The sequence below is a fragment of the Streptomyces sp. NPDC107522 genome (genome assembly GCF_055657525.1).
Window position 1 is genome coordinate 289,929 of sequence record NZ_JBVKAU010000002.1, and the last position, 26,605, is coordinate 316,533.

Consider the following 26,605-nt stretch of genomic DNA (forward strand, 5'->3'; position numbering starts at 1 on the left):
CGTGCGGGTTGTGCGTGGCTGGTCACGCCCACGCGGCGGAGCCGCAAAATCGATACAGCCCCGCGCCCCTAAAGGACGTTGCCGTGAGCGGCGGTCATTAGCGACTGCCAGTCGGGGAGTTTCACCACACCCCGCCCCAGCGACGCCCCGAGTTCCGCTTCGGCACGTTCGATCGACTGCCAGCCGGACCACTCGACGGGCTCGATCCCCTCGGCTCGCAGAGCCGTGAGCGGATCCTCCGGCAGTTGCCTTTGTACGAGCATGGCGGCGTCCTCCAGCAGGGACGTCACCGTCTCCTTCGCACACGGACGGTTCGTGCCGATGACGCCGGTCGGGCCACGCTTGATCCAGCCCGCCACGTACTCGCCCGGCGCGACGAGGCCCTCGCGCAGGACGCGGCCGGCGAGGTTCGGCACCGTGCCGGTCGCCGGGTCGAAGGGCAGTCCCTCCAGGGGCACTCCGCGGTAACCCACCGAACGCAGCACCAGCTGGGCCTCGATGTCCTCGTAGTGACCCGTGCCCCGCACCCCGCCCTGACCGTCGGGTGCCGTCCGCTCGAAGCGCACCGCGCCCACGCGGCCCGCTTCGGCGAGGAGTTCGACGGGGCGCAGGAAGAAGCGCAGGCGGATGTGGTGGCGGGCGTCCTGCGGCGGGGTCTCGGCCCAGCCGCGCAGCACCTCCACGTTGCGGCGCTGCGGTGCGGGCAGGCCGGAGGGGTCGGTGTAGGCCGGGTCCATCGCCAGCTCTGCCGGATCCACGGTCACGTCCGTGTCGGGCAGCGTGCCGAGCTCACGCAGCTCCTTGGTCGTGAAGCGGGCCTGCGAGGGGCCGCGCCGCCCCACCATGCTGATGTCGGTGACCCGGCTCGCGGCGAGGGCGGTGAGGGCCGCGTGCGGCATGTCCGTGGGGGTGAGCTCCGCCGGGCCCCGCGCGAGCATCCGCGTGACGTCCACCGCGACGTTCCCGACGCCGATGACCACCGCGGAGCGCGCGTCGCGTACGAAACCGTCGTCGACGGCGTCCGGGTGGGCGCTGTACCAGGACACGAACTCGGTCGCCGACCAGCTGCCCGGCAGGTCCTCACCGGGGATCCCGAGGTGCCGGTCGGTGGCGGCGCCCACGCAGTACACGACCGCGTGGTACAGCTCCCGCAGCCGGGCGGCCGGCACCCCGCCCGGGCCGACCTGGACGCCGCCGAGGAACCGCACACGCTCGTGCTCCAGGACCGTGCGCAGGTTGTTCTGGAGGGATTTGATCTTCTCGTGGTCCGGCGCCACCCCGTACCGCACCAGGCCGTACGGGCACGGCAGCCGGTCCAGGACGTCGACGACCACGTCGGGGTCCTGCTGTACCAGGCTCTGGGCGGTGTAGCACCCGCTCGGCCCCGAGCCGATGACGGCGACATGCAGCACGGCGGAACTCCTTGTCCGAGGGCTCTTCGGGGATCTTCAGGAGTCGCTCTCGAGTCCAGCATCGCACCGCGGCCGCTCCGCTGACAGGGTGCTGTGCGCCGTACGGGACGCGTGTTCGTTCAGTATGGAATGTGATCATGCGGTTACGTTGCGTGTGTGCTGGAAGCATCCTTTCTTAATCTTTCCGATCGTCGTCCGGCGGAGGGCACCGTCTCCGTGTGGCCCGCGTGGGAAGTGCGGGACGGTGCCGGTGCCACGACGTGGTTCGGTGTCCGGCTGGAGTTCGGCGACGGCGCCCGGGTCGACGCGCATGCCGTGGTGACCGGGGAGTGCGTCTCCATCGAGGACGTACGGGCCGAGCCGGCGCTGTCCCTCGACGACCTCGCGGCGCTCGCCGACTGGATCGAGGATCCGCTCTTCGACGCGTGCGGGATCGGGGCCGTACCGGACGGCACCGAACCGGACACCGGCGAACCGGGCGATGCGGACGCCGCGCCGAGCGGGGCAGGGGCCGGGTCGGCCTGGCCGCGGGGTGTCGAGGGACGCTGGCTGATCGCGCAGCAGTACCGGGCGGCCCAGGAGCAGGGCATCGACCCCGTCCTCGCGGTGATGAGCGCCACGGGGCACGGCCGCCGGAAGTCGCTCAGGCTGATCGGGCAGGCACGCGACGCCGGCTTCCTGACGCGGCGCCGGGCCCGCCGCTGAGCGCGATCTCGGAGGCGGGGGCCGTGGCGAGCGGGTCGGCGGCGGAAGCCGTACGGGCGGCGGAGTCCCTGCCGTGCGGGTCCGTCAGAGCATGTCCCGCATCCGGGTGATCTCGCTCGTCTGCTGGGCGACCACCTCGTCGGCCATCTCCTCGATCTGGATGTTGTTGCCCTGCCCCTTCACCTCCGTGGCCATGGTGATCGCCCCCTCGTGATGGGTGATCATCAACGTGAGGAACAGCTGGTCGAACGCCTTGCCCTGCGCGGCGCGCAGCTTCCCGAGCTGTGCCTCGGTCGCCATGCCGGGCATCGCGGCATGCTCGTGGCCGTCGCTCTTCTCGGCCTTCTCGGTCTTGCCGTGGTTCTTCAGCCAGCCCTTCATGGCCGTGATCTCCGGACCCTGCGCGGCGGCGATCCGCTCCGCGAGGGCCTTCACCTTCGCCGACTCGGCGCGGTCCGGGGCCAGTTCGGTCATCCCCAGGGCCTGTTGATGATGCTCGATCATCATCCGGGCATAGGAGACGTCCGCCGAGTTGGGGGAGTCGTCCTCGGCACGCTGCCGCGCGGCCTCCTCGGCGGACAGTTTCCGGTTCTCCTCACCGGGCTTGCCGGGCACGATCACCGAAGGTCCGCTCTCCTCCGCCGACTTGGGATCGGAGTCGCAGCCGCCGAGCGCGAGCACGGTCAGTGCGGCAGCGAAGACGGGTGCCCGGCGAAAGGCCGTCCTCGTTACATGTTCATTGCCCCCTGTTGATATGTGCATGGCGCAGACGATACTCGGGCTTGCATGAACCGTTCCAGTGCGAACGGACAAGGGAGGAAAACAGTGATCCTGTTCAGCAATCCCCGAACGCGCCGCAGACGCTTGGGAGTTGCCGCCGCTGCCGCCGGACTCCTCGGCGCGCTGCTCACCGCGCAGCCGGCTGCCGCGACCCCCGACCCCGGGGACGGCCCCGCCAAGGAGCAGAAGGTCTCCGAGAGCACCCGGGCCGAAGTGCGGGAGGCTCTCGCGGACGGCGAGATACCCGGCCAGGACGAAATCGTCCACTCCGACAACATCGAGCACGTGACCAACGTCCCCAAGGACGTGCTGCCGGGCACCAATTCGGACCTCGCCTTCCAGGGCAGGTACGCCTTCGCGGGCAACTACGACGGCTTCCGCATCTTCGACATCAGCGACCCGAAGTCACCGAAGACGGTCGCTCAGGTGCTGTGCCCGGGCTCGCAGAACGACGTCTCCGTCTCCGGCAACCTGCTGTTCCTGTCCACCGACTCCTCGCGCAGCGACAGCAGTTGCAACAGCACCACGCAGCCCGCGACCGAGAAGTCGTCGTGGGAGGGCATGAAGGTCTTCGACATCAGCGACAAGGCCAACCCGAAGTACGTCGCCGCCGTGGAGACCGCCTGCGGCTCGCACACCCACACGCTGGTGCCCGAGCGCCGGAACGTCTACGTCTACGTCTCCTCGTACTCGCCGAACGCCACCTACCCCGACTGCCAGCCGCCGCACGACGGCATCTCCGTCATCAAGGTGCCGCGCAGCGCCCCCGAGAAGGCGGCAGTCGTGGGCTTCCCGGTGCTGTTCCCCGGTGAGGGCCCGGACGGCGGCGGCAACCCGGGCGCGCCCACCAACCCGGGTGTCTCCAAGACCACCGGCTGCCACGACATCACGGTGCTGCCCTCGAAGGACCTGGCGGCCGGTGCCTGCATGGGCGACGGCATCCTGTTCTCCATCGCGGACCCGGAGCACCCGAAGGTCATCGACCAGGTCCAGGACAACGTCAACTTCGCGTTCTGGCACTCGGCGACCTTCAACCAGAAGGCCAACAAGGTCGTCTTCACCGACGAGTTGGGCGGCGGCAGCGCGGCCACCTGCAACGCGGCCATCGGCCCGGACCGCGGCGCCGACGGCATCTACGACATCGTCGGCAAGGGCGACAAGCGCAAGCTCGTCTTCCGCAGCTACTTCAAGATCCCGCGCCACCAGGCGGACACCGAGAACTGCGTCGCCCACAACGGCTCGCTGATCCCGGTCAAGGGCCGCGACCTCATGGTCCAGGCTTGGTACCAGGGCGGCATCTCCGTCTGGGACTTCACCGACTCGGCCAACCCGAAGGAGATCGCCTACTTCGACCGGGGCCCGCTCACCACCGACACCATCAGGACTGCCGGTTCGTGGTCGGCGTACTACTACAACGGCTACATCTACTCGAACGAGATGGCCAGGGGCTTCGACGTCCTGAAGATCAACGACCGGCGCACCGACCCGGCCCGCTGGGTCAAGCTGCGCGAACTCAACGTCCAGACGCAGCCGGACTACTTCGACTGACCGTCCGGGCAGCCGGGTGCTGACCCGGTAGCGAAGAACCGCGACAGATCCGTGTCGCACGTCCCGCCGGGCTCGGCCTCCGGGTCCGGCGGGACGCCCAGCTCCCACTCCAGCCGGTAGCGCTGGAACAGCTCGGCCCGCAGCACCGGAACGGACATCGGCACTCCGGGCACCAGCGCCGCGAACACCGCGCCCATGAGCAGGGCGCGCAGCATCGGGTAGTCGGCGTCGGCGTCCGGCGATCCGTAGCGTACGCAGGTGTCCCGCAGGAGTTCGGCCAGCCGCCGCTGCTCCGGGCACTGCACGAAGCCCTCGCCCTCCAGGATCCCCGCCATGTGCTGGCGCATCAGCACGGGCCGGTCCCGGGCCAGGCCCAGGATCGCGTCGATGGCGCGGGCCATCCGCTCCCGGCCGTCCTCGGTGCGCGGCTCGCGCTCCAGAGCCTCCTCCAGCGTGCGGTGCATCAGGCGGTGTACGGCGGACTGCACCAGGCGGCGTTTGCCGGGGAAGTAGTACGACACCAGACCGCGCGCCGAGCCCGCCCGGTCCGCGATGTCACCCAGCGTCGTGGCCTCGTAACCCCGCTCGCTCACCAGCTCGACCGCCGCCTGCAGAAGCCGCTCCCGCGAACGCCGCCGCAACTCTTCATTGACCGAGGCGCTTCGCGGGGACATGCTGTAACTCCTGCGTTGACTGGCTGCCAGCCAACTATACTCAGTGCTTCCGGTCCGGCCTCGATATGGCCTGGTCGGAGTCGCCGTCTGCCCTGGGCGACGCGGGGGATCGTCCAGGGTGGGCGCGGCCTCCCGGGAGTGTGGCCGACGGCTACTTGTTCCTCGGGAGGCCGGTGCCGTTCACCCGTGGGGCGGCGGCCACGAGATCCAGCACCGGCCGCAGCGCGTCCGGTCGCTGTGCCGCCGGCAGATGGTCCACGAAGTGCACCGCACAGCCCAGGGCCGCCGCACCGCCGTCCGCCCGGCGGTTGTCGCCGACCATGACGACGTCCCGCGGATCGGCGCCGAGCGCCGCGCAGGCGACGGTGAAGAGCCGGGGGTCGGGCTTCTGGATGCCGTGCTCGTACGACAGCACGTAGGTGTCCACGTACGGGTCGAGTCCGTGCTCCCGGAACACCGGCCGCAGATCCCAGCCGATGTTGCTGACCACCCCGACGCCGACGCCCCGTTCGCGCAGGGTCCGCAGCACCTCGGCGGCATCCGGGTACGGCAGCCACGCGGCCGGGGCCATGTGGCGGTCGTAGAGCAGGTCGTGCAACCGGTCGTCGGGCAGCTGTACCTGCCGGGAGAGCCCGGTGTAGGCGGCCCGGTGCAGCTCCGCGCTCTTGTCCCGCACTCCCCAGACGCTGGCCACGTCCTCGGGCAGCCAGGCGGGCTCGGCCCCGCCCGGCAGCGCCCCCATCGCCTCCAGCGCCTGCGCCGCCTCGGTCAACTCGGCGTCGTCGAGCTCCAGCTGGGCCTCGGCGAGCGCCCCGCGCAGCCAGGACTCGGTGGACTCGACACGGAAGAGGGTGCCGGAGAAATCGAACAGGACTGCGGTCATGCTGCGGATCCTACGGGGCGATGTTCCACCGCGCGGGAAGATCGCTGCCACAGAAGACGCAGACGAAGTCGCCCTCGCGCACGATGGCGCACTCGGCGCAGTCCTCACAACGCCGGAACACCACCTCGTGCGTGAAACGGCCCGGGTGCGCGACCCCGGCCCGGTCGAGGGCGCGTGCGACCGCGGGCCACGAACCGAGGTCGGGGCAGTAACCGGTCGACTGGTTGCTGACCTCCACGGCCGACCAGCACCCCGAGGCCTGCTCGAACCGCATCTCACCCGCGGCCAGGACGTCACCACCCCCGGCGCACGCCACGTGCTCGCTCCGGCGGGCGGCGAGCCGAAGCCATCCGTCGGTGCCGACGACGTACGTGAACGGCTCGTCCCGTTCGGCCCCCGCCCACTCCGCCGCCCACGTGCCGAGGTCGTCGGCCGTTCGTACGACGCGGCCCTCGGTGTCCGGGCCGGCGACGGCGCTCAACCCGGCCGGCCCCACATAGCGGTAGCGGCGCTCGGGCGCGGTCAGGTCCGCCACCGGGCGTGCACCCCCACCGCCAGGGCCACGACCAGCGCGCCCAGCAGCCAGCCGCCGACGACGTCCGTGGCCCAGTGGACGCCCAGCCACACCCGGGTCAGACCGACGCCCGCCACGGAGACCACGGCCACGGCGACGGCCGTGCGCCACACGGCGCGTGCGGCGCCGTGCTGGTGCAGGAGCCACAGCAGGAGGCCGCAGACCACCGTGGCCGTCATGGCGTGGCCCGAGGGGAAGGCGGAGTAGTGGGCGGAGTCGACGGGGTCGGGCCACACGGGGCGCGGGCGATCGACCAGGGCCTTGAGGGTCTGCTGGATCAGTGTGGCGAGCGCACATGTGGCCGCCAGCCATACGGCCGTCCAGCGTGCCGCTCTGCGCCACACCAGCCAGATCGCGACCGCGGCGGCCAGGATGCGCATCGTCCACGGATCCCAGACCCAGTCCGTCAGGATGCGGAACGTATGCGTGACGCCGGTCTCCTCGACCGCCCAGCGGTGCGTGGTCTCGGCGATGTCGCCGTCGAAGGTCATCAGCGGATACCACCGGACCGCGACCAGGGCGAGCAGCAGCGCGGAGCACAGCGCCAGGGCAGCGGCCCAGCGGGCGTTGCCGCGCTCGGCCGGCGGGCGGGGCGGGGACTCGACGGACTGGGTGTGCATACTGCGATCCTCGCCGACCGATGGGGCGACAGGCCAATGCCGGGGCCGGTTTGCGACGCCCGCCACAGGAAGCCCCGGCTGTCGGAGGGAGCGGGCACCACCTACGGGAGTCGGGTGCCCACAGGAAGCCCCGGCTATCCCGGCGCCCGCACCGCACGGCCTCGTCGACCGGCGTTTCAGAGGGCCAGCAGCATCGCCACCATGGCGATCCCCATCGACAGCCGGCAGGCCCGCGCCAACTCGGGACGGTCGCCCCATGCGACGCCGGCGCCGGCCCCGGCGACGGGCACCAGCCGGACGCCGGACAGCAGCACGTACCCCGTGAAGTACAAGAGCAGAACGCCCGTCACCAGTGGGACGCCGGAGGTGCCGTGACCGCCCTCGTGCCCGGGCGAGGCGGCCATCGCGACCGCCATGTAGACCATGGCCGACGCTCCCACCAGGTGGTGCAGGTGGTGGGCACCCGTCCGGGCCGACCACAGGGCGTGCAGGGCGGCCGCGCCGAACACGGCCGCGTAGACGGGCCACGCCCACGACGGAGGCGTGAACACCGCGGCGGGCACCGCCATCGCCGCCATGCCGAAGCCCATCAGCGCCTCGCCGCCCGCCGCCCGGCGCTGCTCCTCCACGTGGCTGCGCATCCGCAGCAGACAGTAGGCGCCGGTCGCCGCACACACCGCGACCAGCAGCCAGCCGTGCGATGCCGGTCCGTGCACACGCACCCTCCCCGCTCGACGGTCCCGGACAGTCCGTCGATGCCCTGACCGTGCGGCGCGCACGCGAGCGCAAGGGTGTACACGGGGAGCATTCGGCGGAGCACTGCACGTCACCGGGCCCGTCGATGCATATCCTTCACGAGTAAAACACTTGCTAAGGTGTGGGGTATGAGCAGTCGTCTTTCGCTCGCCGCGGTGCTGCGCCTCGGCCGGCCCTCGGACATCTGGTTCAAGCCCGCCTTGAGCGTGGTCGCCGCCGTGGCCCCGCCCAACCTCGCCCTGTCGGCGCTCGGCCGGCTTGATCTGGCGATGTACACGATGGCCGGATCCCTGTGCGCGCTCTACGCCCACAACCGCCCCTACGCCGCCCGGGCCCGCGCCCTGGCGTGGGTGGTGCTCGGCATGCTCGGCGGTCTCGCCGCCGCACTGGTCGCGGCCTCGCTCACGACCAGTGCCGTCGTGCTGGTCACCGTGGGTGCGTTGCTGGCCGCCGCGCAGAAGGCGCTGTGCGACGCCACTCGCATCGGCCCGCCCGGCAACGTGGTCCTCACCTTCGTCAGCTCCGCAGCGCTGTTCGCCCCGCAGTCCCTGGCTCAGGTCCCCGGACACCTCGCCCTCGCCACCGCGGCCGGCGCCTGGGCCTGGCTCGTCGGCATGGCACCCGGCCTGCTGCGCCCCCACGGCCCGGAACGCCGGGCCACCGCGGGCGCCTTGAACGCGGCCGCTGGGTACGCCGAGGCGAGCGGCATCACCGGCACCGGCGGCGCGCCCGAGGCGCCCGGCACGAACGGCGCGCGCGGCACCGGAGGCGAGGGTGGCCCGCGCGACGATCGCACCCGTGCCCACGCCACGGCCACCACCGCAGTGCAGGCCGCCCGGCACGCCCTCCTCTCCACAGGCCGCCCCTCAGAGACGCACCGCGCCCTCGAACGCCTCCTCGTCCGCGCCGAGGTCGCCATCGCCGCCCCGGCCGACGCCGACCCCGGCCTGCTGCGCGCCTGGGCCCGGCAGGTACGCGGCAACCGCCCTGTACCGGAGGTCGACGACCTCGCGGACCTCGGCACCGAACCGACCTCGCCCCCCGGCCCGTTGCGGAGCCGCCTCGGCGCCCTGGCCCCGCTCGCCGTGCGCACCGCCCTCGGCTGCGCCCTCGCCGGCTACGCCTCCCTCGCCCTGGGCATCGGCCGCCCCTGCTGGGCCCTGGTCACCGCGGCCTCCCTGTACCAGGCCGGCCTCACACTCACCTGGGGCCGGGGCGTCCAGCGCGTCGTCGGCAACCTGCTCGGCGTCCTCCTCTTCGCCGCGGTGGTTCCCCTGGCCCACACCGGCCAGGTCGCCCTGGTCCTGTGCTGCCTCGCCCTCAACTTCGGCGCCGAAGCGCTGATCAGCCGCAACTACTGGCTCGGCAGCGTCTGCGTGACCCCGCTGGCGCTGCTCGTCACCGAGTTCGCCGGGTTCCAGGAACCCGGGCGGCTGATCACCGAGCGGGTCGTGGACACCCTGCTCGGGGCCCTGGTCGGTCTCGTCGCCGCGGTGGCCGTACCCGAGCGGCGCCGGCAGCGGGTCGTGCGCACCGAGCGGACCACACCCCGTACGCTCGCGGCGACGGGGCGGAACCATGGGCCGCACCCGGACCAGCGCACGGGCAGCGACGCAACGGAGGGCATACGGCCATGACGGCGACGAACGGCGGGCCGACCGGGACGAGACAGGACACGGTCGCCTCGGTGGTCCGGCAGTGGCAGGCCGTCCACCCGGATCTCGACACCGGCCCGATGGAGATCATCGGCCGCATCAACCGCTGCGCCGCCCTCCTCCAGCAGGCCGAGGACGCCCCCCTGCGCCGCGCGGGCCTCAGCCGTCCCGAGTTCGACCTGCTCGGCGCGCTGCGCCGCACCGGCCACGAGCTGACCCCCAGTGAACTCGCCCGCGAGACCTTCTCCTCGGGCGCCGCCGTCACCAAACGCCTCAAGCAGCTGACCGAACGCGGCCTGGTGGAGCGCCGCGGCGACAGCCGGGACCGCCGTGTCGCCCACGTCCGCCTCACGGACGCCGGCCGGGAGCTCGTCGACGGCACCCTGCCCGAGCAACTCGCCTACGAGACGGCCGTACTGTCCGGCCTGGACCCGCAGGGGCAGCACGAACTGGCCTCCCTGCTCGGCGACTTGCTGGGCCAGCTGGAGGGGCGGCTGGGCGCGCTGCGCGCCTGAGCCCGACGGGAGCCCAGGAAACAGCCTCAGTCCTCGTCGGCCGCGCGGTAGACGCCGAACACCGCTCCTTGCGGGTCCCGCAGGACGGCGATGCGCGGGCCGTCGGGGACGGAGGTGGGCTCCATGAGGACGGTGCCGCCTCCCTCCATCGCGTCCGCCGCCGTCATGTCCACGTCCAGCACGGCGAAGTACGGCAGCCAGTGCGCCGGCACCTCGTGCGGGAACTTGTCGTCCATCGTCACCATGCCGCCGAAGTCGGCGCCGTCGATGCCCCACTGCGTGTAGTGCTCCGAGGCGTTGACGCTCCAGCCGAACACCGTCGTGTAGAACTCCACGGCCCGCTCGGGCGCCCGGGTCATGAGCTCCACCCAGCCCAGCGAGCCGGGCGCGTTGAGCAGCCCGGCGCCCGGGAACGCCCGCGCCTGCCAGAGCTGGAAGGCCGCGCCCGTGGGGTCCACGGCCACCGCGAAGCGGCCCACGTCGAACACGTCCATCGGACCGACCAGCACCGTGCCGCCGGCCTCGGTCACCTGCGCGACGGCGGCGTCCGCGTCCGGCACCGCGAACGAGACGTTCCAGGCCACCGGCTGCCCCTCCTGGTACAGCGGCGTCAGCGCGGCCACCGGCGCGTCCCGCAGGTGCGCGATCGTGTAGCCGCCGGCCTCCTGACGCGGATCGGTCTCGGCGCGCCAGCCGAACAACCCCTCGTAGAACCGCTTGGCCGCGGCCAGGTCGCTGGTCCCGAGCTCGGTCCAGCAGGGACCGCCGGTCACCGGCTTGTCGAGCTTCATGGCGCTCCTTCCGTACGGAAAGCCCCCTCCAGCACGCTAAGCCCCGCCCCGGGCCCCGGCCATCCGGCGAAACCCGCTGGAGCCCGGCGCCGCCACCGCCGTACCCTCGACCTCGTACCGCACCGCGTGGCGGCCTCCCGGCACCGTTCTCCGACCGGAGGTTTCCGTATGCCCGCGCTCGAAGTGCGCACCTTCCGCCGCGCCGACCGCGACCAGCTCACCGAACTGATCAACCAGCACGTCGCCGCCGTCGTCCCCGGCGTCTCCGTCTCCGTCAACGCGGTGCTCAGTGATCTGGAGCGGCAGCCGGGCGAGTTCATCACCGACCCGTGGGTGAGTGAGCGCGTGACCCTCGTCGCCGAGCAGCGCGACTACGTCGTGGCCGCAGCCCATCTGCTGCGCTACCGGGCGGACGACGAGGTCGGCCCGCAGTACCGGGACATCGGCGAGATCGACTGGTTCGTCTGCCGTCCGCCGGCCTCCTTCTGGCCGGACTCCGACGAGGCCGCGGACCTGCTGATGAGCGCCTGCCTGGCCCAGCTGGCCCGCTGGCACGTCCGCGCCCGGTACGCGAGCGGCGAGATCCCCGCCCCGGCCGTCTACGGCCTGCCCCGCACCTGGCCGCACATCCGCGCCCTCTACGAACGCTCCGGCTTCCGGCACGTCGGCGACACCGAGGTGCTCCTCATCGCGCGCGTGGCCGACCTGCCGCCCCACGAGCCACGCCCCGGCGTCACCCTCGACCGCACGCTGGGGGAGTGCGGCACACGCCTCACGGCGCACACCGACGGTCGCGCCCTCGGCTTCATCGAGGTCGACACGGCCCTGTCCCGCCCCGAACGCCACACACGGGGCGCGGGCCTCGCCGACATCGGCAACTTGCACATAGACCCTTCGGCATACGGCACGGGCCTGGAGCACTGGCTCCTGGGGCAGGCCGCCGACTGGCTGCGCCTGTGCGGCGTCGACCGCCTCCTCGCCTACGAAGCGGCCACCGACCGCACGATGACCGGCCACCTGACCTCGGCCGGCTTCCGCGAACTGACCCGCACCGACCGCCGCTGGGAACACCGCCCGGGGTGACTCAGATCCCCGGCCGGTACCGCAGCGGGTGCTCCGCCGGGACCTCCACCAGCACGATCCGCGTCCCGTCCGGATCCGCGATCCACATCTCGATCAGCCCCCACGGCTCCTTCACCGGCGGCCGCACGATCTCGACGCCCTTGTCCCGCAGCTCGTCGTGCGCGGCCGCCACGTCCTCGACCTGCAGCCACAGCCGGACGGCCGGCGACTGCGGGGTCTCGGAACGGCCGGAGACCTCCAGGAACCCGCCGCCGAGGAAGTACACGGTGCCGCGCTCCGGGCCCGTTCCGAACTCGCGGTAGACGGCCAGGCCCAGTTGCTCGCCGTAGAAGAGTCGGGAGCGCTCGGGGTCGGTGGGCTGGAGGAGGGTCCGTCCGCTCAGTACGTGCACCATGCGGCCGGAGCCTAGTGGCGGGTTACGCTCAGCGGTGCCCGAGCCGCGCCCGAGAACGCGCCCGAGAAGTGGAGAACCGCACCATGGACACCGCCGCGACCACCGCCGCCACCGGACTCACCTTCCGCGACGCCACCGACGCCGACGTGGACGCGCTGGTCGCGCTGATCGAGTCCGCCTACCGCGGCGACTCCAGCCGGGTCGGGTGGACGACGGAGGCGGACATCCTCGAAGGACAACGGACCGATCCCGAAGGCGTGCTGGCGGTCGTCAAGTCGCCCGACAGCCGGTTGCTGACGGTCGAGCGGGACGGCCAGATGGTCGCCTGCTGCCAGCTCGAACACCGCGGCGCCCACGCCTACTTCGGGATGTTCGCGGTCAGCCCCGCACTCCAGGGCGCCGGCCTCGGCAAGGTGATCATCGCGGAGGCTGAGCGGCAGGCCCGCGAGACATGGGACGCCACCGAGATGCACATGACCGTGATCTCCGTACGGAACGACCTCATCGCCTGGTACGAGCGGCGCGGCTACCGCCGTACGGGAAGGATGACCCCGTTCCCGTACGGCGACGAGCGCTTCGGCATCCCGCAGCGCGACGACCTGCAGTTCGAGCTGCTGGTCAAGCAGCTGGTGTGACGTTCATGCGAGGAGCCACACGGCTGGTCATGCTGTGAAGCGGCCGGTGCGCTTGATCTCGGGATAGTCGGTGGTCGCGCCGTCCAGGCCCAGGGCCCGTACCAGACGCAGGTGGTCCTGCGTGTTGACCACCCAGCCGATGATCCTCAGGTCCGCCTTGCGGGCGTGCTCCACGACTTCCAGGGTGAGCCGGCGGATGTTCAGGCAGACGGTCGCCGCGCCGGCCGCCACGGCGCGGTCCACGATGTCGGTGCCGTAGCGGCTGGCGATCAGCGCGGTCCGTACGCCGGGGACCAGGCGGGCGATCTCGGCGATCGCGTCGTCGTGGAACGAGGACACCTCGACCCGGGAGACCAGATCGCGGTCGTTCATCACCTCGGCGAGCGCCCGTGCCGCCGCGACGTCCTTGATCTCGGCCTGGAGCGGCGACCGCACGGCGTCCAGGACCTCTTCGAAGACGGGGACGCGCTCGCCGCGGCCCGCGTCCAGGGCGCGCAGTTCGGCGAGGGTCTTGTCGGCGATCGGGCCGGTGCCGTCGGTGGTGCGGTCCACGTCGGTGTCGTGCATGACGACGAGGGCGCCGTCCTTGCTCAGATGGAGATCGAGTTCGAGGACGTCGAGGCCGGCCTGCTGGGCTGCGACGAAGGAACGGAGGGTGTTCTCGGGTTCGACACCCATGACTCCGCGGTGACCGATGGTAAGGAAGTTCAAGATTCAACTCGCTTCCGTCGACGGCGGCTCGGCTCGCGCGCAAACCGGAGCGGACTGTTCGCGCGGCAGCCGCAGCCTAGTGGCCTGCGGGCGTGATGAACCCCACGTGTGCCCCGCGTTTGCGGCGATGGACATGCCGTGTCTGGTTCCCCTGCCCCCGGGTCGTCACCCTCGCGTGGGCGAGTCCCGCGGGGATTGACCGGCCGCCGTGGATCGCGTTGTCCGGTTCCCGCGTATGCCCACGCAGAGCCGGAGTATGCGCCGTCCCGGCATCCGACAGGAAAAAGTTCGGTGACCAAGGGGGTCGGGCAGGATAATTTCCCGGGCCTCCTCTTGCTGGGAGAAACCTCGTATGTATACGGTCTGCTTACGCGAGGTTCTCCCGTGGAGGATGGGACATGACGGAAATTCTTGTGCAGGCGGCTTCGGAGGGGCGGATTCCTCCCGCGACCAGGGTGGTCGAGCACCCGGCGTGGCCGGTGCTCAAGGATGCCGTGGAGCAGATCCGGCCATGGCAGTCCAAGGACGGCTCGATCGACTTCGAGGCCGAGGGCGCGCCGAAGCCCGCCGACGCCGAGGCCGCCGTACGGCGTGTCGCCGAGGCCGTCGAGGAGCTGTCCCCGCTGCTCCCGCACGACGCCGACTACCACGCGGCCCTGGTGAAGGACCTGACCCGCTGGGCCGAGGGCGGCTTCGAGGTGCCGGACTTCCTCGACTCGCTGCTGGCCTTCCAGCCCGCCGCGAACCGCGCGGACGGCCTGCAGCACCTGGTCGTCTTCCCGATGTACACGCAGAACGGCAACCCCGACCGCAACCTCGAGGCGGTCGTGCTGCGCATGGTCTGGCCGGACTGGCTGGCCGAGCTGGAGCGCACCCGCTACGACAACCCGCTGTTCTGCGGCATCAAGTTCGAGGACTTCACGGCCGGGTACGACACCAACTCCGCCGTCCTCTTCCCGGAGACCATCGCCGTGCGCGAGGCCCCGGAGCGCTTCAGCTGGGGCGGCATCTTCTGCGACCGCGAGGCCGCTCGCTTCCGCCGCGTCACCGACGCCGCCGTCGACATCCTGGGCCTCGACCTGCCCGAGGACATCGCCGCGATGGTCCACGACCAGAAGCGCTGCGAAGAGGCGTTCGTGCTGTGGGACATGGTCCACGACCGCACCCACAGCCACGGCGACCTGCCGTTCGACCCGTTCATGATCAAGCAGCGCCAGCCGTTCTGGATGTACGGCCTGGAGGAGCTGCGCTGCGACCTCACCGCCTTCAAGGAGGCCGTGAAGCTGGAGGGCGACGGCGTCCCACAGGCCCGTGACGTGCAGTACGCGGTGCTGTTCGACCGCATGTTCCGCTTCCCGGTCACCGGTGAGCGCGTGCGCAACTACGACGGCCTCGGCGGGCAGCTGCTCTTCGCCTACCTGCACAAGCACGACGTGGTGCGCTGGACCGACAACAAGCTCTTCATCGACTGGCAGCGTGCCCCGCAGGTCACCAACGAGCTGTGCGCCGAGATCGAGAAGCTGTACCGCGACGGCATCGACCGTCCCAAGCTCGTCCACTGGTTCGCCGGCTACGAGCTGGTCTCCACCTATCTCGCCCCGCACCCGGGATCCAAGTGGGCCAAGGGCCCCGACGCCCTCGACCTGACGCAGCCGCCGCGCAAACTCGTCGATGACGTGCTTCCGGACGAGTTTCCGCTGAGCATGTTCTATGAGGCCCTCTCCAAGAAGCTGAAGACCGTGATCGCCTCCACCAAGGGAATTCGCGGGGACGCTTCAGGTTTCGAGTTCGAGATCGCGAGCTCGAAGGCGTCCTGACCTGGGCAAACGACAGGCCCCTGCCACACGGCGGGGGCCTTCGTCATGCCTGGAGATCCTTCCCTGGTCTGGGCGACGTACCCGACCCAGACTCGTAGCGCAACATTCCTCCCGCGTCTACTACTGGGGGCCGTACTCTGGACGGGAGGTGATTCGATGTCGCTCCAAGAGAACGTCCGTAGCCATCGGCGAACCAAGGGATGGACCCAGGAACGGCTCGCCGAGGAAGCCGACCTCTCCCTCGGGACCGTCCGCAAGGTCGAGCAGGGCGGAAGCGTCTCCGTCGAGACGATCCACGCGCTGGCCCGAGCTCTCGGCACGACGACGTCCAGCCTGTTCGCCTCGGAAGCGCCGGCCCCTGTCCATGAGGCAGAGGGCGACGGTCCCAAGCTCACCGAGCTGCGCCGTGCACTCATGCCGCCGGTCGGACTGTCCAGCGTGCTCACGGAGCCGACCGACGTCCGCGATCTCACCTCGATCCAGCGAGACATCGACGACTCGCACAGCCTGTACCACGCCGACCGCTACGACTCGGTGGCAAGGGCGCTGCCCGGCATTCTGCGTGCCGCCGAGACAGCCGTCGCCCTGAGCGAGGGTGAGGCGCGTCAGCGCGCCGTCATCACGCGCGCTGGTGCCTTCCTGCTGGCCGGGAAGTACCTGACCCAGGTGCGGCGCTACGACATGGCGTATCACGCCCTCTCGCGAGCCATCGTGGATGCTCGGGAAGCCGGGCAGGTGCAGCTCGCTGCTACAGGTGTCGTCGGCATGGGGTGGCTGCTCCTGCGCCAGGACCGCTTCGACGAGGCCGAGCATCTTGCCGCCACCACGGCCGAGGAAGTCGAGCCGCGGATGTCCAGCGCCACGCCGGGTGAGCTGGCCGTGTGGGGGGAGCTGCATCAGCGCGTAGCCTCTGCCGCCATACGGAACAACCGGCCGGACGTCGCCAAGCAGGCCCGCCGCATGGCTGCACAGGCCGCCAGCGGGCTCGACGCCGAGCACACCGACTTCCGGCAGCATTGGTCTTCGTTCGGGCCCGTGACGGCCGAGACGAAGAGGATTGAAGACCTGTCCCTGGTCGGGGATGCCCGCGGCGTGCTCAGCCGGGCCGACGATGGCCCGCTGGCAGCGAAGGCGCTGAAGAAGCTCGGTCGCCCGAGCCCGAACAACTGGGCCAGGCACCGGCTCGACGTAGCACGGGCTCACGTGCTGCTCGGCTCTCACCAGGACGCGATGGACGTGCTGACGGGCGTGAAGTCCGAGGCATCGGAGTGGCTGACGCACCAGTCGATGGCTCGTCACGTCATGCGGGACATCCTGAGCCACCGGAAGCGGACCCTGACTCAGGACATGCGCGACATGGCCTCTCACCTGGGCGTCGCGGGGTAACTACCATGCCCCGTAGTAGTTCCTGGCGATCAGTCAGAGAACTACCACACTCCGTGTCTGGATGGTCTCTGCAAGCGACCGTAGCGTCTTGCGCATGGCCACGACGGAGAGAAAAAAGCAGGCGACCGTGGCGCCGAAGGACTGTGCGCTCGGCTCGCTGATGGTGGACGTCGCCCAGGACAAGGTCGGCGTAGTGATGGGGCACGCGGGCGGGGACCGTGTGCAGCTCCGCCCCTTCAATGGGGGCCGAGAGTGGGACGCCTTCGAGCTGCGCCGCCCTTCGGCGCGCGAGGAGTTGACCGCTCGCAACTCGGCCCGCAACGCGGCTTCGAGGACGGGCCTGTGAGGGCCCGACTTGGACGCGGCAAGGTCGCGGTCGTGCGATTACTCGGCCGGTACGCCGGCCCCCTCTTCGTCGCCGCGATTGCCGGTTCGGTGGGGTTCACGCTCGCCGCCGGGTACGTCATGGCCAACCCGTGAGACCGGCCCTGCTCCAGCGTCGTTCCCCCGTGGCGCTGGTGCAGGGTCTTCCAACCCCCGACACACGCATGGAGGTTCAGCATGTCCGCAACCAAGGTGGAGCTGCGTACGGGTCGCGAGCTGGTCGACGAGGAGCTGTTCGACAGCATCGTCCGGATGGTCATGCACGAGAAGGGGCGCGACCGCGAGTTCGCCGAGCAGGTCACGGACCAGGCCATCGGCTTCGTGTACGTGGCCGCGACGTCCACCGTCCCCATGGTGCCCAGCGACGACGTGGACGAGGGCCTGCACGCCTTCATCCTGCACACCCCGGACCACCACGCCTTCTGCCAGCAGCACGCCGGCCGCTTCCTGCACCACAACGCCCGGCCCGGCGTCCCGCGGACGGTCGAGGACGTGACCAGGTCGGCGCAGGCCATGAAGGCGGCCGGGTTCCAGGTCATCGACGCGCGATGGAGCGTGGGCGACACCGCGTTCCAGTGCGACTCGGACTGCGGTCGCCCGTACGGTCAGTAAGGTTCGTTCCCGGACGCGGCCGGCCCTCGCGCAAGGGGGTCGGCCGCGCCCCTCTGAGAAGGAGACGAAGTGTCCAACCCGGCCGCCTCGGAGCTGCCCATCGTGGTCCTGGATGCCATCGCGCCCACCGAGAGCCGCTGTCACCTGAACCGGCGCGGCTCCGCAGTCTGGGACGTCGAAAGCGATGGACGCAGATACGCCGTCAAGCTCGGATACCCCATCGAAGCGACCGACGAGTGGTCTGCCCAGCCGTGGACGGCCCTCGCGCCGGCCCGTGAGGGGCACATCCTGTTCAAGCTCGGCGCCAAGGGTGTCCTGTATGGCGAGTGGGAGCACGGCACCTGGAACATCCAACCCTGGCGCGAGGGCCCCGACTTGTACGACCTGTGGGCGCCCGTCCGCAAGGAGGGGTCGAAGGTCGAGCCCCACATGGACGTCGCCCGGTCGTGCGCTCAGGCTCTCGCCGACCTTCACGGAGCGGGGTGGGCGCACGGCGACGTACAGCCGGCCCACTTCATCGTCGGCCTGGACACCACGTACCTGATCGACCTCGCCCTGGCTCACGGCAAGTGGGTGCCGGACGGCTACGACTTCACGTACCGCGGCTGCCTGGTCCACTACGAGGCTCCGGAGATCAGCAAGGCCATCCTGGAGACCAGCGAGGCTGTGCCGACCTTCGAGGCGGACGTCTACGCGCTCGGCGCGTCCCTGCTCATCGCTTCGACGGGATGGCGGGCTGTCGAGTACCCCGACGACGCTCCTCGGTCCGTTCAGCGCCAGGCCGTCGCGAACGGGGAACGCCGGCAGGTGAGTGCGCCCGGCAAGCTCGGTCCCTTGGTGGATGCGATGCTCAGCTACAACCCGGCGGACCGTCCCACGATCGGCGAAGTCGTCGCGGCGCTGAGCTGAGCACGAAACGGCGAAAGACCCCCCGGCCGTGAGGCCAGGGGGTCTTCGTCATGCGGTCAGCGCACCGGGCACGCGCCGGTCGTGCAGTCCTCGTCGGTGGAGTCCTCGATCGAGGTCACCAGGTACTGGGAGAACTCTTCCGCGGAGATCCGCTCGTAGGGAGCCTGTGCACGGGTGCCGTCCGGCATCAGGGTGGTGCCCTTGAGGTCCGGCAGCCACATGCGGATGATCTTCGCGGCCTCGTCGACCGTGTACGCGCCCTCGGGGAAGTTCACGGTGAAGCTCACCGCGTTGTCGGCGTACTCGGTCTGGTACATGGCCTGGAAGGCGAGCATCGCGTCCAGTGGGATCTCGTCCGCGGACTCGACGATGGCCGGGTCGTACCCCATGGCCTCGACCTCGGCGACCAGCTTCTCCTTGGTCGGGTAGGCCACGACCATGGTGTTGCCGGACTGGTCGTAGATGCACTTCTCGACCAAGTGGCCGGCGAGGACGGCATCGTTGACCGTCTTCACCTGTGCCGGGTCGGTCATCGAGAACCGGACGCGACGGAGGAAGTGCCTGGCGTAGATCGGGTGGATTCCCTCGCTCACGCCGGGCAGTTTCGCGATCGAGCCGGTCGGTGCGACGGTCGTGACCTTGACCGGCTCGGGTATGCGGAGCTGGAAGGCGTACTCGCGGGCCTCCTCGCGGACGACGTCGTACAGGTCGGCCAGGAGGGAGCGGAAGCGCTCGCTGTAGGAGGCGGTGGAGTACCGGAGCCCCTGCTTGGCGAGGAAGCCCTGCACTCCGAGGTGGCCGACGCCGATGCGGCGGTTGGTTGCGAGCTTGGCGGCCTGCTCGGAGTCCGTCACGTCGCCGTAGGTCGCGCGCATGAGGAACCGGGTCATCAGCCGGTGCGCTCGGGCCAGGCCCACCCTGTCGAAGCGCCGGCCGGGGGCCTGCTGGGCGAAGTAGTCGAGGTTGACGTGCCCGAGGTTGCAGTTCTCGGCGGGCTCCAGCGCGATCTCGCCGCACGGGTTGGTCGCGATGACCTCCCCGACCTCGCCCTCGTTGGAGTACGAGCTGTTCCACAGGCCGGGCTCCCCGTTGCGCAGCATCCCCTCGACGACGCGGTTGAGGACGCGCTGCGCCTCCAAGAAGGTGGCCGTGTCGAGGCTGTTGAGCGCGGTGATGAAGCGGTTGTCGATCTCGACGGAAATGTTCGTGGTCCAGTGCCGGGACCCGTCCAACTTACACACCAGGAACTCGTCGATGAACGGGTCGTCCCACGCGCAGATCGCCATGCGGGCCGAGCGGCGCACGCCACCGGAGACGACGCACTCAGCGATGGCGTGGTCGATCTCCATCGCCTCCGTGGGGGTGAGGTGCGGGTGCGGGCCGTCCCAACGTTCGGCGGAAGCGGCTGCCGAGAGGATGCGGCCGACCTCGATCATCATGCGGGCGAACGGGCCGGGGCCCGAGGCAGTACCGCCGAAGGTCTTCAGGCGGCTGCCCTTGCAGCGCACGCGGGACACGTCGTAGACGCGGGCTCGGTGCTTGACCGGGCTGTCGGTCATGAAGGTGTCGATCAGGTCGACGAGCGCACCGGCCCAGCCCTCGCGGGAGTCCTCGACCTCGAAGGCCCCGGCCCAATCGGAGTCGTACTCCTCGGAGAGCAGGCCGGCGGCCTTCATCTCCTCGTAGTCCTGGTGCATCGGGTCGCACACGACGTGCACTTCGAGCTCGCGGGGCGGGGCGCCGTACGGTCGGAGGTACTTCGAGCTGTAGTTGCCGCCGACACCGCCGCCCTCCATCAGGCGCATGAAGGTGAACTCGAAGTGGCGGGACAGCTTCTCGCCCCAGGGGGCGACGTGGCAGTTGAACAGATACTGGCGGCCCTTCACTCCCGTGGCCCACAGGTGGCGGCCGGCCGGGATGATGGCGAACACGTCCATGAAGGCCACGAGTTCGTCGTGCTCGTCCTTGGCTTCCTGCGGCCAGCTCTCCATGTCGGGGCCGTGGACAAGGGCGAGGTTGCCGCGGGCCACGCGGCGGACCGTGTCCGGCCAGGTCTCCTTCGAGCCATCGGCCAGGGTCCGGGAGTAGGTCCGCTCGTAAACGAGCTGCCCGGTCGGGCCGAAAGGAACCTGGGTCTCGGTCGTCACTGTGTAAGTCCTCCTTGGAAGTTCGTGCTCTTTCACCGCCCCGAGGGGACAGCCCGAATGGACTGCCCCCTGCGAAACTTTCACACCTGGCGGCCGGTGAGTTCGGCCAGTACCTTGATCACGCGCTTGGCGGTGCCTGCCTGGTAGCTCGCCTGTTCGGTGAGCGAGCGCATCTGGATCAGTAGCTCCTCGGGCGTGGGCGCCTCGACCAGGAGGAAGGCGTCGTTGGCGTCGATCCAGGCGTCGTTCAGGACGATCGCCTCCTTCGCCTCCTCGCCGAGCTGGTCGAGCATCTGCCGCTTGGCGACGCCGGCCAGCTCCTCCTCGTTGAAGGGGCGCGAGTAGATCTGCCCGTCGTCGAGGTTGCGCCAGTAGTACATGAGGCCGGTGGTGTCCCAGTACTCGCGCATGTAGTCCGCCATGCCGGCCGGCGCTTCGCTGCTCACTGCTCGTCCTCCTTGGTCGGTTGGTCGTATCCGTCGATGTAGCGCTCGCCGTTCAGGTGGGCGGTGAGCTTGCCGACTGCACGTTCGGTGGCTTCCTGCGCGGACTGCTTGCGCACGCCCCGCGTGGTGCCGATCTCGTCGTATTCCAGGTCCAGGCCGTAACGAAGGACGAGGGACTGCCGCTCGATGGTCGTCAGCTCGGCGGTGCGGTAGCCGTGCCGGACGTCGGCGAGGTGGACGAGGAAGTTGCTGCCCTTCTTCTTGTCGACGTGGCCCTTGGGCATGTCGGCGTCCGGGGCGAGCTCGTTCTTCATGCCGTAGGCGGCGTCGGGGTCCCAGATGGCCGTCAGCATCCGCTCGACAAGGGCCCGGTTGTACCCACCTGCCACTCAGAAGCCCTGCGCTTCGAGCTGGGCCTGGTTGACCTCCCAGGACTTCGCTTTGGAGCGGTGCTTGGCCTCGGTCAGGTGCTCGTCTCGCAGCCTCTGAGACAGCCACCGGTACAGGGCGCCCGGACCGGCCTGGTAGGCGCTCCTGGCCCTGGTGGGGCGCGTTGCGAGCAGGATCAGCGCCTCTTGGTAGGCGTCCTCGTACTCCAGCGTCATGCCGTACTGCTCGCCGGCCTTGCGGGCGACGCGCTGGGCGATCCCGTCGACCTCCTCGGTCACGATGGACCAGTCCGCGCCCGCCTGCTCGGCGGTCTCGTAGGCGTTGGTGATCTCGATGATGTTCAGCTCACTACCTCCTTCACGGGCACACGCCCGTCCTTGGTCACGGCGACGATCAGTCCGGGGGCGCCGGTCGTGCCCTTGGCGTGGCGCCACCAGGTGGATTCCGACTCCATGGCCGGCGGCTGGATGAACGTCCTCGGCCCGTCCGTGTCGACGTGCTCGTGGTGCAGGTGGCCGGCGAGCAGGAGGTCCGCCTGGTGCAGCGCGGAGTGTTTGTTGAACGCCTGACCCTTCCACCAGTCGAAGTGCCGGCCGGGCCGCCACTGGTGGCCGTGGGCGTGGGCGACGACGGTGCCCGAGCAGTTGACGACGACGGTCAGTTCGTCCGTGTCGGGCACGTAGAACTCGACGTGACCGAATCGGTCGGGCGACAGGTCCGCGGCGTCCTTGACGGCGATCAGGGACTCGGTGTCGTGGCTGTCGTCGTAGCGCGTGACCCCCTTGCCGTTCACCCGGACCGCTTCACCGTGGTTGCCGGGCACCGCGGCCACCGTCAGGCGGGAAACGCGCGGGGCGAACAGCAGGAGGGCGTGCAGCATCACGCGGCGAGTGAGGCGGATCTGCTCGTTGAGGGTGAGCTGCGTACGCCAGGTGTTCGCCCCGCCCTGGGAGACGAATCCCTCGACGTGGTCACCGAGCCAGGCGATGTGCACGTGGTCGATGTCGAAGCGGGCCTTGTAGGCGTACAGCAGATCGGCCGCGCGGTTCAGGCAGTCGATCGTGCGCTTCAGCGTGCCCTCGACGCCGTCGCCGTCGATCTTCCCGAACTGCATGTCGCCGAGGGCGACGATGAAGGTGTGGTCGCCCTCCTCTTCCAGCGGCTCGATCGGCGTGTACGACTCGATGGCGGCCAGAAGATCGTCGACCGGCGGACGCTCTGTGAAAGTTACACACCTGCGGCTGAAGGAGAACCGGGTGGACACCCCGACGTCCCCATTCGCCATGGTCCACTCCGAGGAGCGCAGACCGGTGACGGTCCACTCGGCCGGGTCCAGGCCCTGGCCCTGAAGCACCGCGGTGGCCGCGGACTCGTTGCCCTCGAAGGTCGCACCGCGGACCGTGACCGCGGCCTCGTCGCCGCTCACCTCGATCTGCTTGGTGAAGTCGCGCTCGGGGTCAGTCGGCCGGGCCGGGACGGCAGGGCCGGTCGGCTTGGCCAGGAGCTCGTCAAGCAGCTCGCTCACTGGAGCCTCCTTCCTGCCGGATCGCCCGGCGGTACGTGCGGATGGTGGTGGCGGACACGTCGTGCCCGAAGCGGCGGAGCGTCGTCGACAGCCAGTCGGCGGATGTCTCGCCGAGCAGATGAAGCGAGAGCGCGTAGCGCTCGCCCTCGGTCAGGCGGTCCCAGATGGCGGTCAGCGTGGGGCCCGGTTCACCGGGCAGGGCGCTACTCAAGGAGGCCCATCTCAGCGGCCCAGTACATCCGGACCAACTCGAAGGTCTCGTCCTTGCAGAAGCCCTCGCGGCGCAGTTCCTTGCGCAGGTCGCCGACGATCGAGGCGGCCCGCTTCACTCCCGCGTAGGAGTCGATGACGGGCTGGACGTCCACGATCTCGATGTCCTCCCACGCCTCGGGGTCGATGAACTCCTCGGGCTCGTCGTTCACTTGGCACCGTCCAGGTTGTCGACCTGGCCCAGGGCCACGGCGGCGAGCTGCACCAGGGCCTCGCGCTCCCCGGTCGCGGCGGCCTTGAAGGCGTGCGTCAGGAGCAAGGAGTCGAAGGTGCCCTCGGCGTCGTGCTGCCGGGACCAGGCGACCGAGCGGCCGAGGTGGTGCTGCGTGCGGTGCTGGGGGGTGGTCAGCGCGGAGAACTCGCCGAGCCTCCTCATGGCCGCACGCACGTCGTTGATGATGCGGGCCAGCGGGTCGGCCTTGCGGGCGGTCTTCTTCGGGGCGTCGGTGGTGGTCTCGATGATGTCGGTCACTTCGGTGCGTTCTCCTTCGCGATGAGGCTGAGCAGCGCGTCCGCGCCGCCGGCCAGGTAGGTGTCGGTTACGTCGGCCTTCAGTCGCACCGCCTTGGCGGAGCGCAAGGCCCTGGTGATCTTGCCGAGGAGTTCGGCGCCCGCGTCGTCCGGGTCGGACCAGACCCACACCCGGTTGAAGCCGGCGAGCATCCGGCGGTGCCGGCCGAACCACATGTTGGCGCCGGGGATGGCGACCGCGTGGAGGCCCAGCTTGCGCAAGACGATCCGGTCCAGCTCGCCTTCGGTGACGTGGATCTCGTCTTCGGCCTGATGGATCGAGTCGACCCCGTACATCCGGGGCGGGTCGTCCTTGATCGTGTTGTACTTGCCGTGGAAGTAGTCGCGGTGGTTGTGCTCCTGGAGGCACCGGAAGCGCACCGTGAGCGGCTGCCCGTCGCGGCCCAGGTAGGGGATGGCGAGCATCCCGCGGTACTTCTCATGTCCCGGCGCCGGATCGGCGACGAGTCCGAGCCGGTTGGCCACGGCCTCCTCGCGCCCGATGCCGCGGTCGAGGAGGTACTTCGCTACCTCGGGCGTGATGTGCGCCTGGTAGGTGCTGACCGCCTCTTCCAGCATCTCCTTCTGGGTCGTCGAGAGCGGCTGTAGTGGCTCATGCTCGGCCAAGCTGCTGTCCTCCTTACTTCCTCTTCCAGGCGGGCACGTAGCCGTCGCCTGTCTTGCGTCCCGGCTTCTTGCTGGCTGGCCGGCGCCCGCCCCCGTACCGGCTGGTGTAGTTCTCCTCGCGGATCGAGGCCGCGCCCTCTTTGAGGCCGTTGTCCTTGGCGTATTGCTTCACCTCGGGGAAGGTGAGCGTCTTGCCCTCCTGCATCTCGCTGTACTTCGCGATCAGCGAGAAGCTGTCCCCGCCGTTCGAGCAGGAGTGGCAGTTCCACAGGCCCTCGTCGAGGCGGTAGGAGAAGGACGGCGTCCGGTCGTCGTGGAGCGGGCACTGCGCCATGCCCGTGTTGCGGCTGGAGTTGAACTTCACGCCGAAGTGCTCCATCGCCGCTTCGAGCGTGGGCTTCACGTCCTCGCCGCCGGCCGCGCGCTCCTCGACTCGGCGCCACCTCACACGCTCACCCCCAGCCACTCCTCGACGGCGAGGACCATGGTCAGGTCGGCGTCGGGGTCCTCGATGTAGGCGAAGAACGCCTCCGTCTCGTCGTACAGCTCGTCGAGCTCGGCCTGGGTCATGTCCCAGCCCATGAACCCGATCACTGCGGCTCCAAGCCGAAGTAGTCCTCGACAGTGGTGAGCACGAACGCCTTGCGCCAGTTCTTTCCGCGCCGCTTCACGACCACGATCGACTCGACGGATTCGAGGTCCAAGCCGCGGTGCTTGGCGAAGTTCTCTCGCTCGACCAGGGCCTCGCCGAGGAACACGCCCGGCTCGAACTTCGCGTTCTTCGCCTCGATCACCAGGTACGTGCCGTCGCCCTCGCGGATGACCATGTCGCCCTCGTCCTCGGCGCCGGCCAGGCGCAGGGACTCGATGTCGAACCCGTCACCGCGCAGGCCGTCCCGCAGCTCGGTCTCCCACTCTGCGCCCTTGCGCTTGTTGCGCCGGTTCCGCGCCGCCACGCTGTTGCTCAACTTACACACCTCCCTCTCAAAAAGCCGAGCGCAGCGCTCGGCGGGCTGTCCAACTTACACACTCAGGACCCCATGGTCAACGCGACCTTCATCGGAGACCACTCCTCGGCCGGCTTCTCCTTGGCGGCCTGGACGATCGCCCGCGGCTCGGCCTTCTTGAAGCGGGTGTATTCGGGCTCGCAGATCATCGTCGCGTAGCGCTGGGCGGTCGGGTCGCACGGGCCCATGCGCTGCTTGATGCACGCCACGTGGTAGGCGAGCGACGTCGGGTCGAGGGCTACGGACAGCGCCAGCTCGGGTTTCTCTGACAGGCCGCCCTTGACCTGGTCGCGCGAGGGCGGGTTCCAGGGGGACGTCTTCGCCTCCCATGCCTTGTCGCTCGCGTGGTGCAGGATGATGACGGTCGCGCCGGTCGCGCGGGCCAGCTCGGTGCAGCCCTGCATGACGGCCATCTGCTCGGTGTAGTCGCTCTCGGCGTTCTCGAAGTCCATCAGGTTGTCGAAGACCAGCACCTCGGGATACGCGTCCCACAGCTCGACGTACGCCTCCAGCTCCTCGTCGATCGCGCGCCAGGTGATGGGCGAGCCGAACGAGAAGGTGATGCGCGAGTCGGCGAGCGCGTCGATGTACGCCTGGCGGTACTTCCCGCCCTCCGCCATGCCGGCCTCGACCATGGCCGTGGTGTCCCTCGTCGCCATGGACGCGAGCCGGGAGCTCGCAGTGAAGGCGGACATGTCCGCGGAGAAGTACAAGGTGGGAAGGTTCATCTGCGCCACCCAGAACAAGGCGAAGCCACTCTTCTGCGTACCGGAACGGCCGGCGATCATGATGACCTCACCGTGGCGAGGACGCACGCCCATGGCGTACAGGTCGTCGAA

General features: G+C 70.0%; 35 protein-coding genes. 12 read left to right on the top strand and 23 right to left on the bottom strand.

What is annotated here, in order from left to right:
• Positions 1-68: 68 nt before the first annotated feature.
• Positions 69-1,412, bottom strand: coding sequence for an FAD-dependent oxidoreductase (locus tag ACZ7L6_RS06445; RefSeq protein WP_471920841.1), 1,344 nt, complete (start codon positions 1,410-1,412; stop codon positions 69-71).
• A 156-nt stretch (positions 1,413-1,568) separates the two neighbouring features.
• Between ACZ7L6_RS06445 and ACZ7L6_RS06450 the strand changes: the two genes are divergently transcribed.
• Complete coding sequence (locus ACZ7L6_RS06450; RefSeq protein WP_471920842.1) at positions 1,569-2,117, top strand: DUF6214 family protein; 549 nt, start codon at positions 1,569-1,571, stop codon at positions 2,115-2,117.
• A gap of 84 nt (positions 2,118-2,201) precedes the next feature.
• Here the strand turns inward: ACZ7L6_RS06450 and ACZ7L6_RS06455 are convergent, their stop codons facing one another.
• Positions 2,202-2,879, bottom strand: coding sequence for a DUF305 domain-containing protein (locus ACZ7L6_RS06455; protein WP_471920843.1), 678 nt, complete (start codon positions 2,877-2,879; stop codon positions 2,202-2,204).
• A 24-nt stretch (positions 2,880-2,903) separates the two neighbouring features.
• Between ACZ7L6_RS06455 and ACZ7L6_RS06460 the strand changes: the two genes are divergently transcribed.
• Positions 2,904-4,445, top strand: a complete 1,542-nt coding sequence (locus ACZ7L6_RS06460; RefSeq protein WP_471920844.1) for an LVIVD repeat-containing protein — start codon at positions 2,904-2,906, stop codon at positions 4,443-4,445.
• On the opposite strand, the gene ACZ7L6_RS06465 is transcribed toward ACZ7L6_RS06460, so the two are convergent.
• The 5 genes from ACZ7L6_RS06465 to ACZ7L6_RS06485 form a co-directional block, all read right to left on the bottom strand.
• Positions 4,433-5,119 carry a TetR/AcrR family transcriptional regulator gene (locus ACZ7L6_RS06465; RefSeq protein WP_471920845.1) on the bottom strand — a complete coding sequence of 229 codons (687 nt, stop codon included), beginning with the start codon at positions 5,117-5,119 and terminating at the stop codon, positions 4,433-4,435. The genes ACZ7L6_RS06460 and ACZ7L6_RS06465 overlap by 13 nt on opposite strands.
• A 151-nt stretch (positions 5,120-5,270) precedes the next feature.
• A complete protein-coding gene (locus ACZ7L6_RS06470; RefSeq protein WP_471920846.1) occupies positions 5,271-6,002 on the bottom strand; it encodes an HAD family hydrolase in 732 nt (243 codons plus the stop codon).
• A 10-nt stretch (positions 6,003-6,012) separates the two neighbouring features.
• Positions 6,013-6,528 carry a hypothetical protein gene (locus tag ACZ7L6_RS06475; protein ID WP_471921783.1) on the bottom strand — a complete coding sequence of 172 codons (516 nt, stop codon included), beginning with the start codon at positions 6,526-6,528 and terminating at the stop codon, positions 6,013-6,015.
• Positions 6,525-7,196, bottom strand: coding sequence for a phosphatase PAP2 family protein (locus ACZ7L6_RS06480; protein ID WP_471920847.1), 672 nt, complete (start codon positions 7,194-7,196; stop codon positions 6,525-6,527). Before ACZ7L6_RS06480 ends, ACZ7L6_RS06475 begins: the two co-directional genes overlap by 4 nt.
• 176 nt (positions 7,197-7,372) lie before the next feature.
• Positions 7,373-7,912 carry a DUF5134 domain-containing protein gene (locus tag ACZ7L6_RS06485; RefSeq protein WP_471920848.1) on the bottom strand — a complete coding sequence of 180 codons (540 nt, stop codon included), beginning with the start codon at positions 7,910-7,912 and terminating at the stop codon, positions 7,373-7,375.
• A gap of 168 nt (positions 7,913-8,080) precedes the next feature.
• On the opposite strand from ACZ7L6_RS06485, the gene ACZ7L6_RS06490 reads away from it, so the two are divergent.
• Both ACZ7L6_RS06490 and ACZ7L6_RS06495 read left to right on the top strand, forming a co-directional pair.
• On the top strand, positions 8,081-9,589 hold the full coding sequence (locus ACZ7L6_RS06490) for an FUSC family protein (protein WP_471920849.1): 1,509 nt from the start codon (positions 8,081-8,083) through the stop codon (positions 9,587-9,589).
• Complete coding sequence (locus ACZ7L6_RS06495; protein ID WP_471920850.1) at positions 9,586-10,122, top strand: MarR family winged helix-turn-helix transcriptional regulator; 537 nt, start codon at positions 9,586-9,588, stop codon at positions 10,120-10,122. Before ACZ7L6_RS06490 ends, ACZ7L6_RS06495 begins: the two co-directional genes overlap by 4 nt.
• Before the next feature lie 26 nt (positions 10,123-10,148).
• On the opposite strand, the gene ACZ7L6_RS06500 is transcribed toward ACZ7L6_RS06495, so the two are convergent.
• Positions 10,149-10,913, bottom strand: a complete 765-nt coding sequence (locus ACZ7L6_RS06500) for a VOC family protein (protein WP_471920851.1) — start codon at positions 10,911-10,913, stop codon at positions 10,149-10,151.
• Between the two features lie 168 nt (positions 10,914-11,081).
• On the opposite strand from ACZ7L6_RS06500, the gene ACZ7L6_RS06505 reads away from it, so the two are divergent.
• A complete protein-coding gene (locus ACZ7L6_RS06505) occupies positions 11,082-11,996 on the top strand; it encodes an N-acetyltransferase (protein WP_471920852.1) in 915 nt (304 codons plus the stop codon).
• 1 nt (position 11,997) lies between these two features.
• Here the strand turns inward: ACZ7L6_RS06505 and ACZ7L6_RS06510 are convergent, their stop codons facing one another.
• Complete coding sequence (locus tag ACZ7L6_RS06510) at positions 11,998-12,390, bottom strand: VOC family protein (protein ID WP_471920853.1); 393 nt, start codon at positions 12,388-12,390, stop codon at positions 11,998-12,000.
• Positions 12,391-12,473: 83 nt separating this feature from the next.
• Here ACZ7L6_RS06510 and ACZ7L6_RS06515 point away from each other — a divergent pair, with 83 nt between their 5' ends.
• Positions 12,474-13,025, top strand: a complete 552-nt coding sequence (locus tag ACZ7L6_RS06515; protein WP_471920854.1) for a GNAT family N-acetyltransferase — start codon at positions 12,474-12,476, stop codon at positions 13,023-13,025.
• Between the two features lie 27 nt (positions 13,026-13,052).
• Here ACZ7L6_RS06515 and ACZ7L6_RS06520 read toward each other — a convergent pair whose 3' ends face one another.
• Positions 13,053-13,736, bottom strand: a complete 684-nt coding sequence (locus tag ACZ7L6_RS06520; protein ID WP_471920855.1) for a glycerophosphodiester phosphodiesterase — start codon at positions 13,734-13,736, stop codon at positions 13,053-13,055.
• A gap of 398 nt (positions 13,737-14,134) precedes the next feature.
• Here ACZ7L6_RS06520 and ACZ7L6_RS06525 point away from each other — a divergent pair, with 398 nt between their 5' ends.
• The 6 genes from ACZ7L6_RS06525 (at position 14,135) to ACZ7L6_RS06550 (ending at position 18,844) form a co-directional block, all read left to right on the top strand.
• The gene (locus ACZ7L6_RS06525; RefSeq protein WP_471920856.1) at positions 14,135-15,553 is read left to right on the top strand and encodes a DUF6421 family protein; all 1,419 of its coding nucleotides are present in this window, start codon (positions 14,135-14,137) and stop codon (positions 15,551-15,553) included.
• A gap of 156 nt (positions 15,554-15,709) precedes the next feature.
• Entirely contained in the window at positions 15,710-16,939 is a 1,230-nt protein-coding gene (locus ACZ7L6_RS06530; RefSeq protein ID WP_471920857.1) for a helix-turn-helix domain-containing protein, read from the top strand.
• 94 nt (positions 16,940-17,033) lie between these two features.
• Positions 17,034-17,285 carry a hypothetical protein gene (locus tag ACZ7L6_RS06535; RefSeq protein WP_471920858.1) on the top strand — a complete coding sequence of 84 codons (252 nt, stop codon included), beginning with the start codon at positions 17,034-17,036 and terminating at the stop codon, positions 17,283-17,285.
• A complete protein-coding gene (locus ACZ7L6_RS06540; protein WP_471920859.1) occupies positions 17,282-17,419 on the top strand; it encodes a hypothetical protein in 138 nt (45 codons plus the stop codon). The genes ACZ7L6_RS06535 and ACZ7L6_RS06540 overlap by 4 nt, the downstream gene beginning before the upstream one ends.
• An 81-nt stretch (positions 17,420-17,500) precedes the next feature.
• Complete coding sequence (locus ACZ7L6_RS06545) at positions 17,501-17,935, top strand: glycine-rich domain-containing protein (RefSeq protein ID WP_471920860.1); 435 nt, start codon at positions 17,501-17,503, stop codon at positions 17,933-17,935.
• 69 nt (positions 17,936-18,004) lie between these two features.
• Positions 18,005-18,844, top strand: a complete 840-nt coding sequence (locus ACZ7L6_RS06550; RefSeq protein ID WP_471920861.1) for a protein kinase family protein — start codon at positions 18,005-18,007, stop codon at positions 18,842-18,844.
• A gap of 56 nt (positions 18,845-18,900) precedes the next feature.
• Here ACZ7L6_RS06550 and nrdJ read toward each other — a convergent pair whose 3' ends face one another.
• From nrdJ to ACZ7L6_RS06615, 13 genes are all read right to left on the bottom strand, one after another.
• Positions 18,901-20,991 (bottom strand): ribonucleoside-triphosphate reductase, adenosylcobalamin-dependent, encoded by a 2,091-nt coding sequence (nrdJ, locus tag ACZ7L6_RS06555; protein WP_471920862.1) that lies wholly within the window; start codon positions 20,989-20,991, stop codon positions 18,901-18,903.
• A gap of 80 nt (positions 20,992-21,071) precedes the next feature.
• Positions 21,072-21,437 (bottom strand): hypothetical protein, encoded by a 366-nt coding sequence (locus ACZ7L6_RS06560; protein WP_471920863.1) that lies wholly within the window; start codon positions 21,435-21,437, stop codon positions 21,072-21,074.
• A complete protein-coding gene (locus ACZ7L6_RS06565; protein WP_471920864.1) occupies positions 21,434-21,826 on the bottom strand; it encodes a hypothetical protein in 393 nt (130 codons plus the stop codon). The genes ACZ7L6_RS06560 and ACZ7L6_RS06565 overlap by 4 nt, the downstream gene beginning before the upstream one ends.
• Positions 21,827-22,105 (bottom strand): hypothetical protein, encoded by a 279-nt coding sequence (locus ACZ7L6_RS06570; RefSeq protein WP_471920865.1) that lies wholly within the window; start codon positions 22,103-22,105, stop codon positions 21,827-21,829.
• A 62-nt stretch (positions 22,106-22,167) separates the two neighbouring features.
• Positions 22,168-23,352, bottom strand: coding sequence for a hypothetical protein (locus ACZ7L6_RS06575; RefSeq protein WP_471920866.1), 1,185 nt, complete (start codon positions 23,350-23,352; stop codon positions 22,168-22,170).
• On the bottom strand, positions 23,336-23,563 hold the full coding sequence (locus tag ACZ7L6_RS06580; protein WP_471920867.1) for a hypothetical protein: 228 nt from the start codon (positions 23,561-23,563) through the stop codon (positions 23,336-23,338). Before ACZ7L6_RS06580 ends, ACZ7L6_RS06575 begins: the two co-directional genes overlap by 17 nt.
• Positions 23,556-23,774 (bottom strand): DUF7187 family protein, encoded by a 219-nt coding sequence (locus ACZ7L6_RS06585; protein WP_471920868.1) that lies wholly within the window; start codon positions 23,772-23,774, stop codon positions 23,556-23,558. The genes ACZ7L6_RS06580 and ACZ7L6_RS06585 overlap by 8 nt, the downstream gene beginning before the upstream one ends.
• Positions 23,771-24,094, bottom strand: coding sequence for a hypothetical protein (locus ACZ7L6_RS06590; RefSeq protein WP_471920869.1), 324 nt, complete (start codon positions 24,092-24,094; stop codon positions 23,771-23,773). The genes ACZ7L6_RS06585 and ACZ7L6_RS06590 overlap by 4 nt, the downstream gene beginning before the upstream one ends.
• On the bottom strand, positions 24,091-24,759 hold the full coding sequence (locus ACZ7L6_RS06595) for a toprim domain-containing protein (protein ID WP_471920870.1): 669 nt from the start codon (positions 24,757-24,759) through the stop codon (positions 24,091-24,093). The genes ACZ7L6_RS06590 and ACZ7L6_RS06595 overlap by 4 nt, the downstream gene beginning before the upstream one ends.
• Before the next feature lie 13 nt (positions 24,760-24,772).
• Positions 24,773-25,207 (bottom strand): CHC2 zinc finger domain-containing protein, encoded by a 435-nt coding sequence (locus ACZ7L6_RS06600; protein ID WP_471920871.1) that lies wholly within the window; start codon positions 25,205-25,207, stop codon positions 24,773-24,775.
• Complete coding sequence (locus ACZ7L6_RS06605; protein ID WP_471920872.1) at positions 25,204-25,353, bottom strand: DUF7215 family protein; 150 nt, start codon at positions 25,351-25,353, stop codon at positions 25,204-25,206. Before ACZ7L6_RS06605 ends, ACZ7L6_RS06600 begins: the two co-directional genes overlap by 4 nt.
• Positions 25,350-25,727: a hypothetical protein gene (locus ACZ7L6_RS06610; protein WP_471920873.1), complete on the bottom strand. Its 378-nt coding sequence runs from the start codon at positions 25,725-25,727 to the stop codon at positions 25,350-25,352. Before ACZ7L6_RS06610 ends, ACZ7L6_RS06605 begins: the two co-directional genes overlap by 4 nt.
• A 62-nt stretch (positions 25,728-25,789) precedes the next feature.
• Positions 25,790-26,587 carry an AAA family ATPase gene (locus tag ACZ7L6_RS06615; protein ID WP_471920874.1) on the bottom strand — a complete coding sequence of 266 codons (798 nt, stop codon included), beginning with the start codon at positions 26,585-26,587 and terminating at the stop codon, positions 25,790-25,792.
• Positions 26,588-26,605 lie beyond the last annotated feature (18 nt).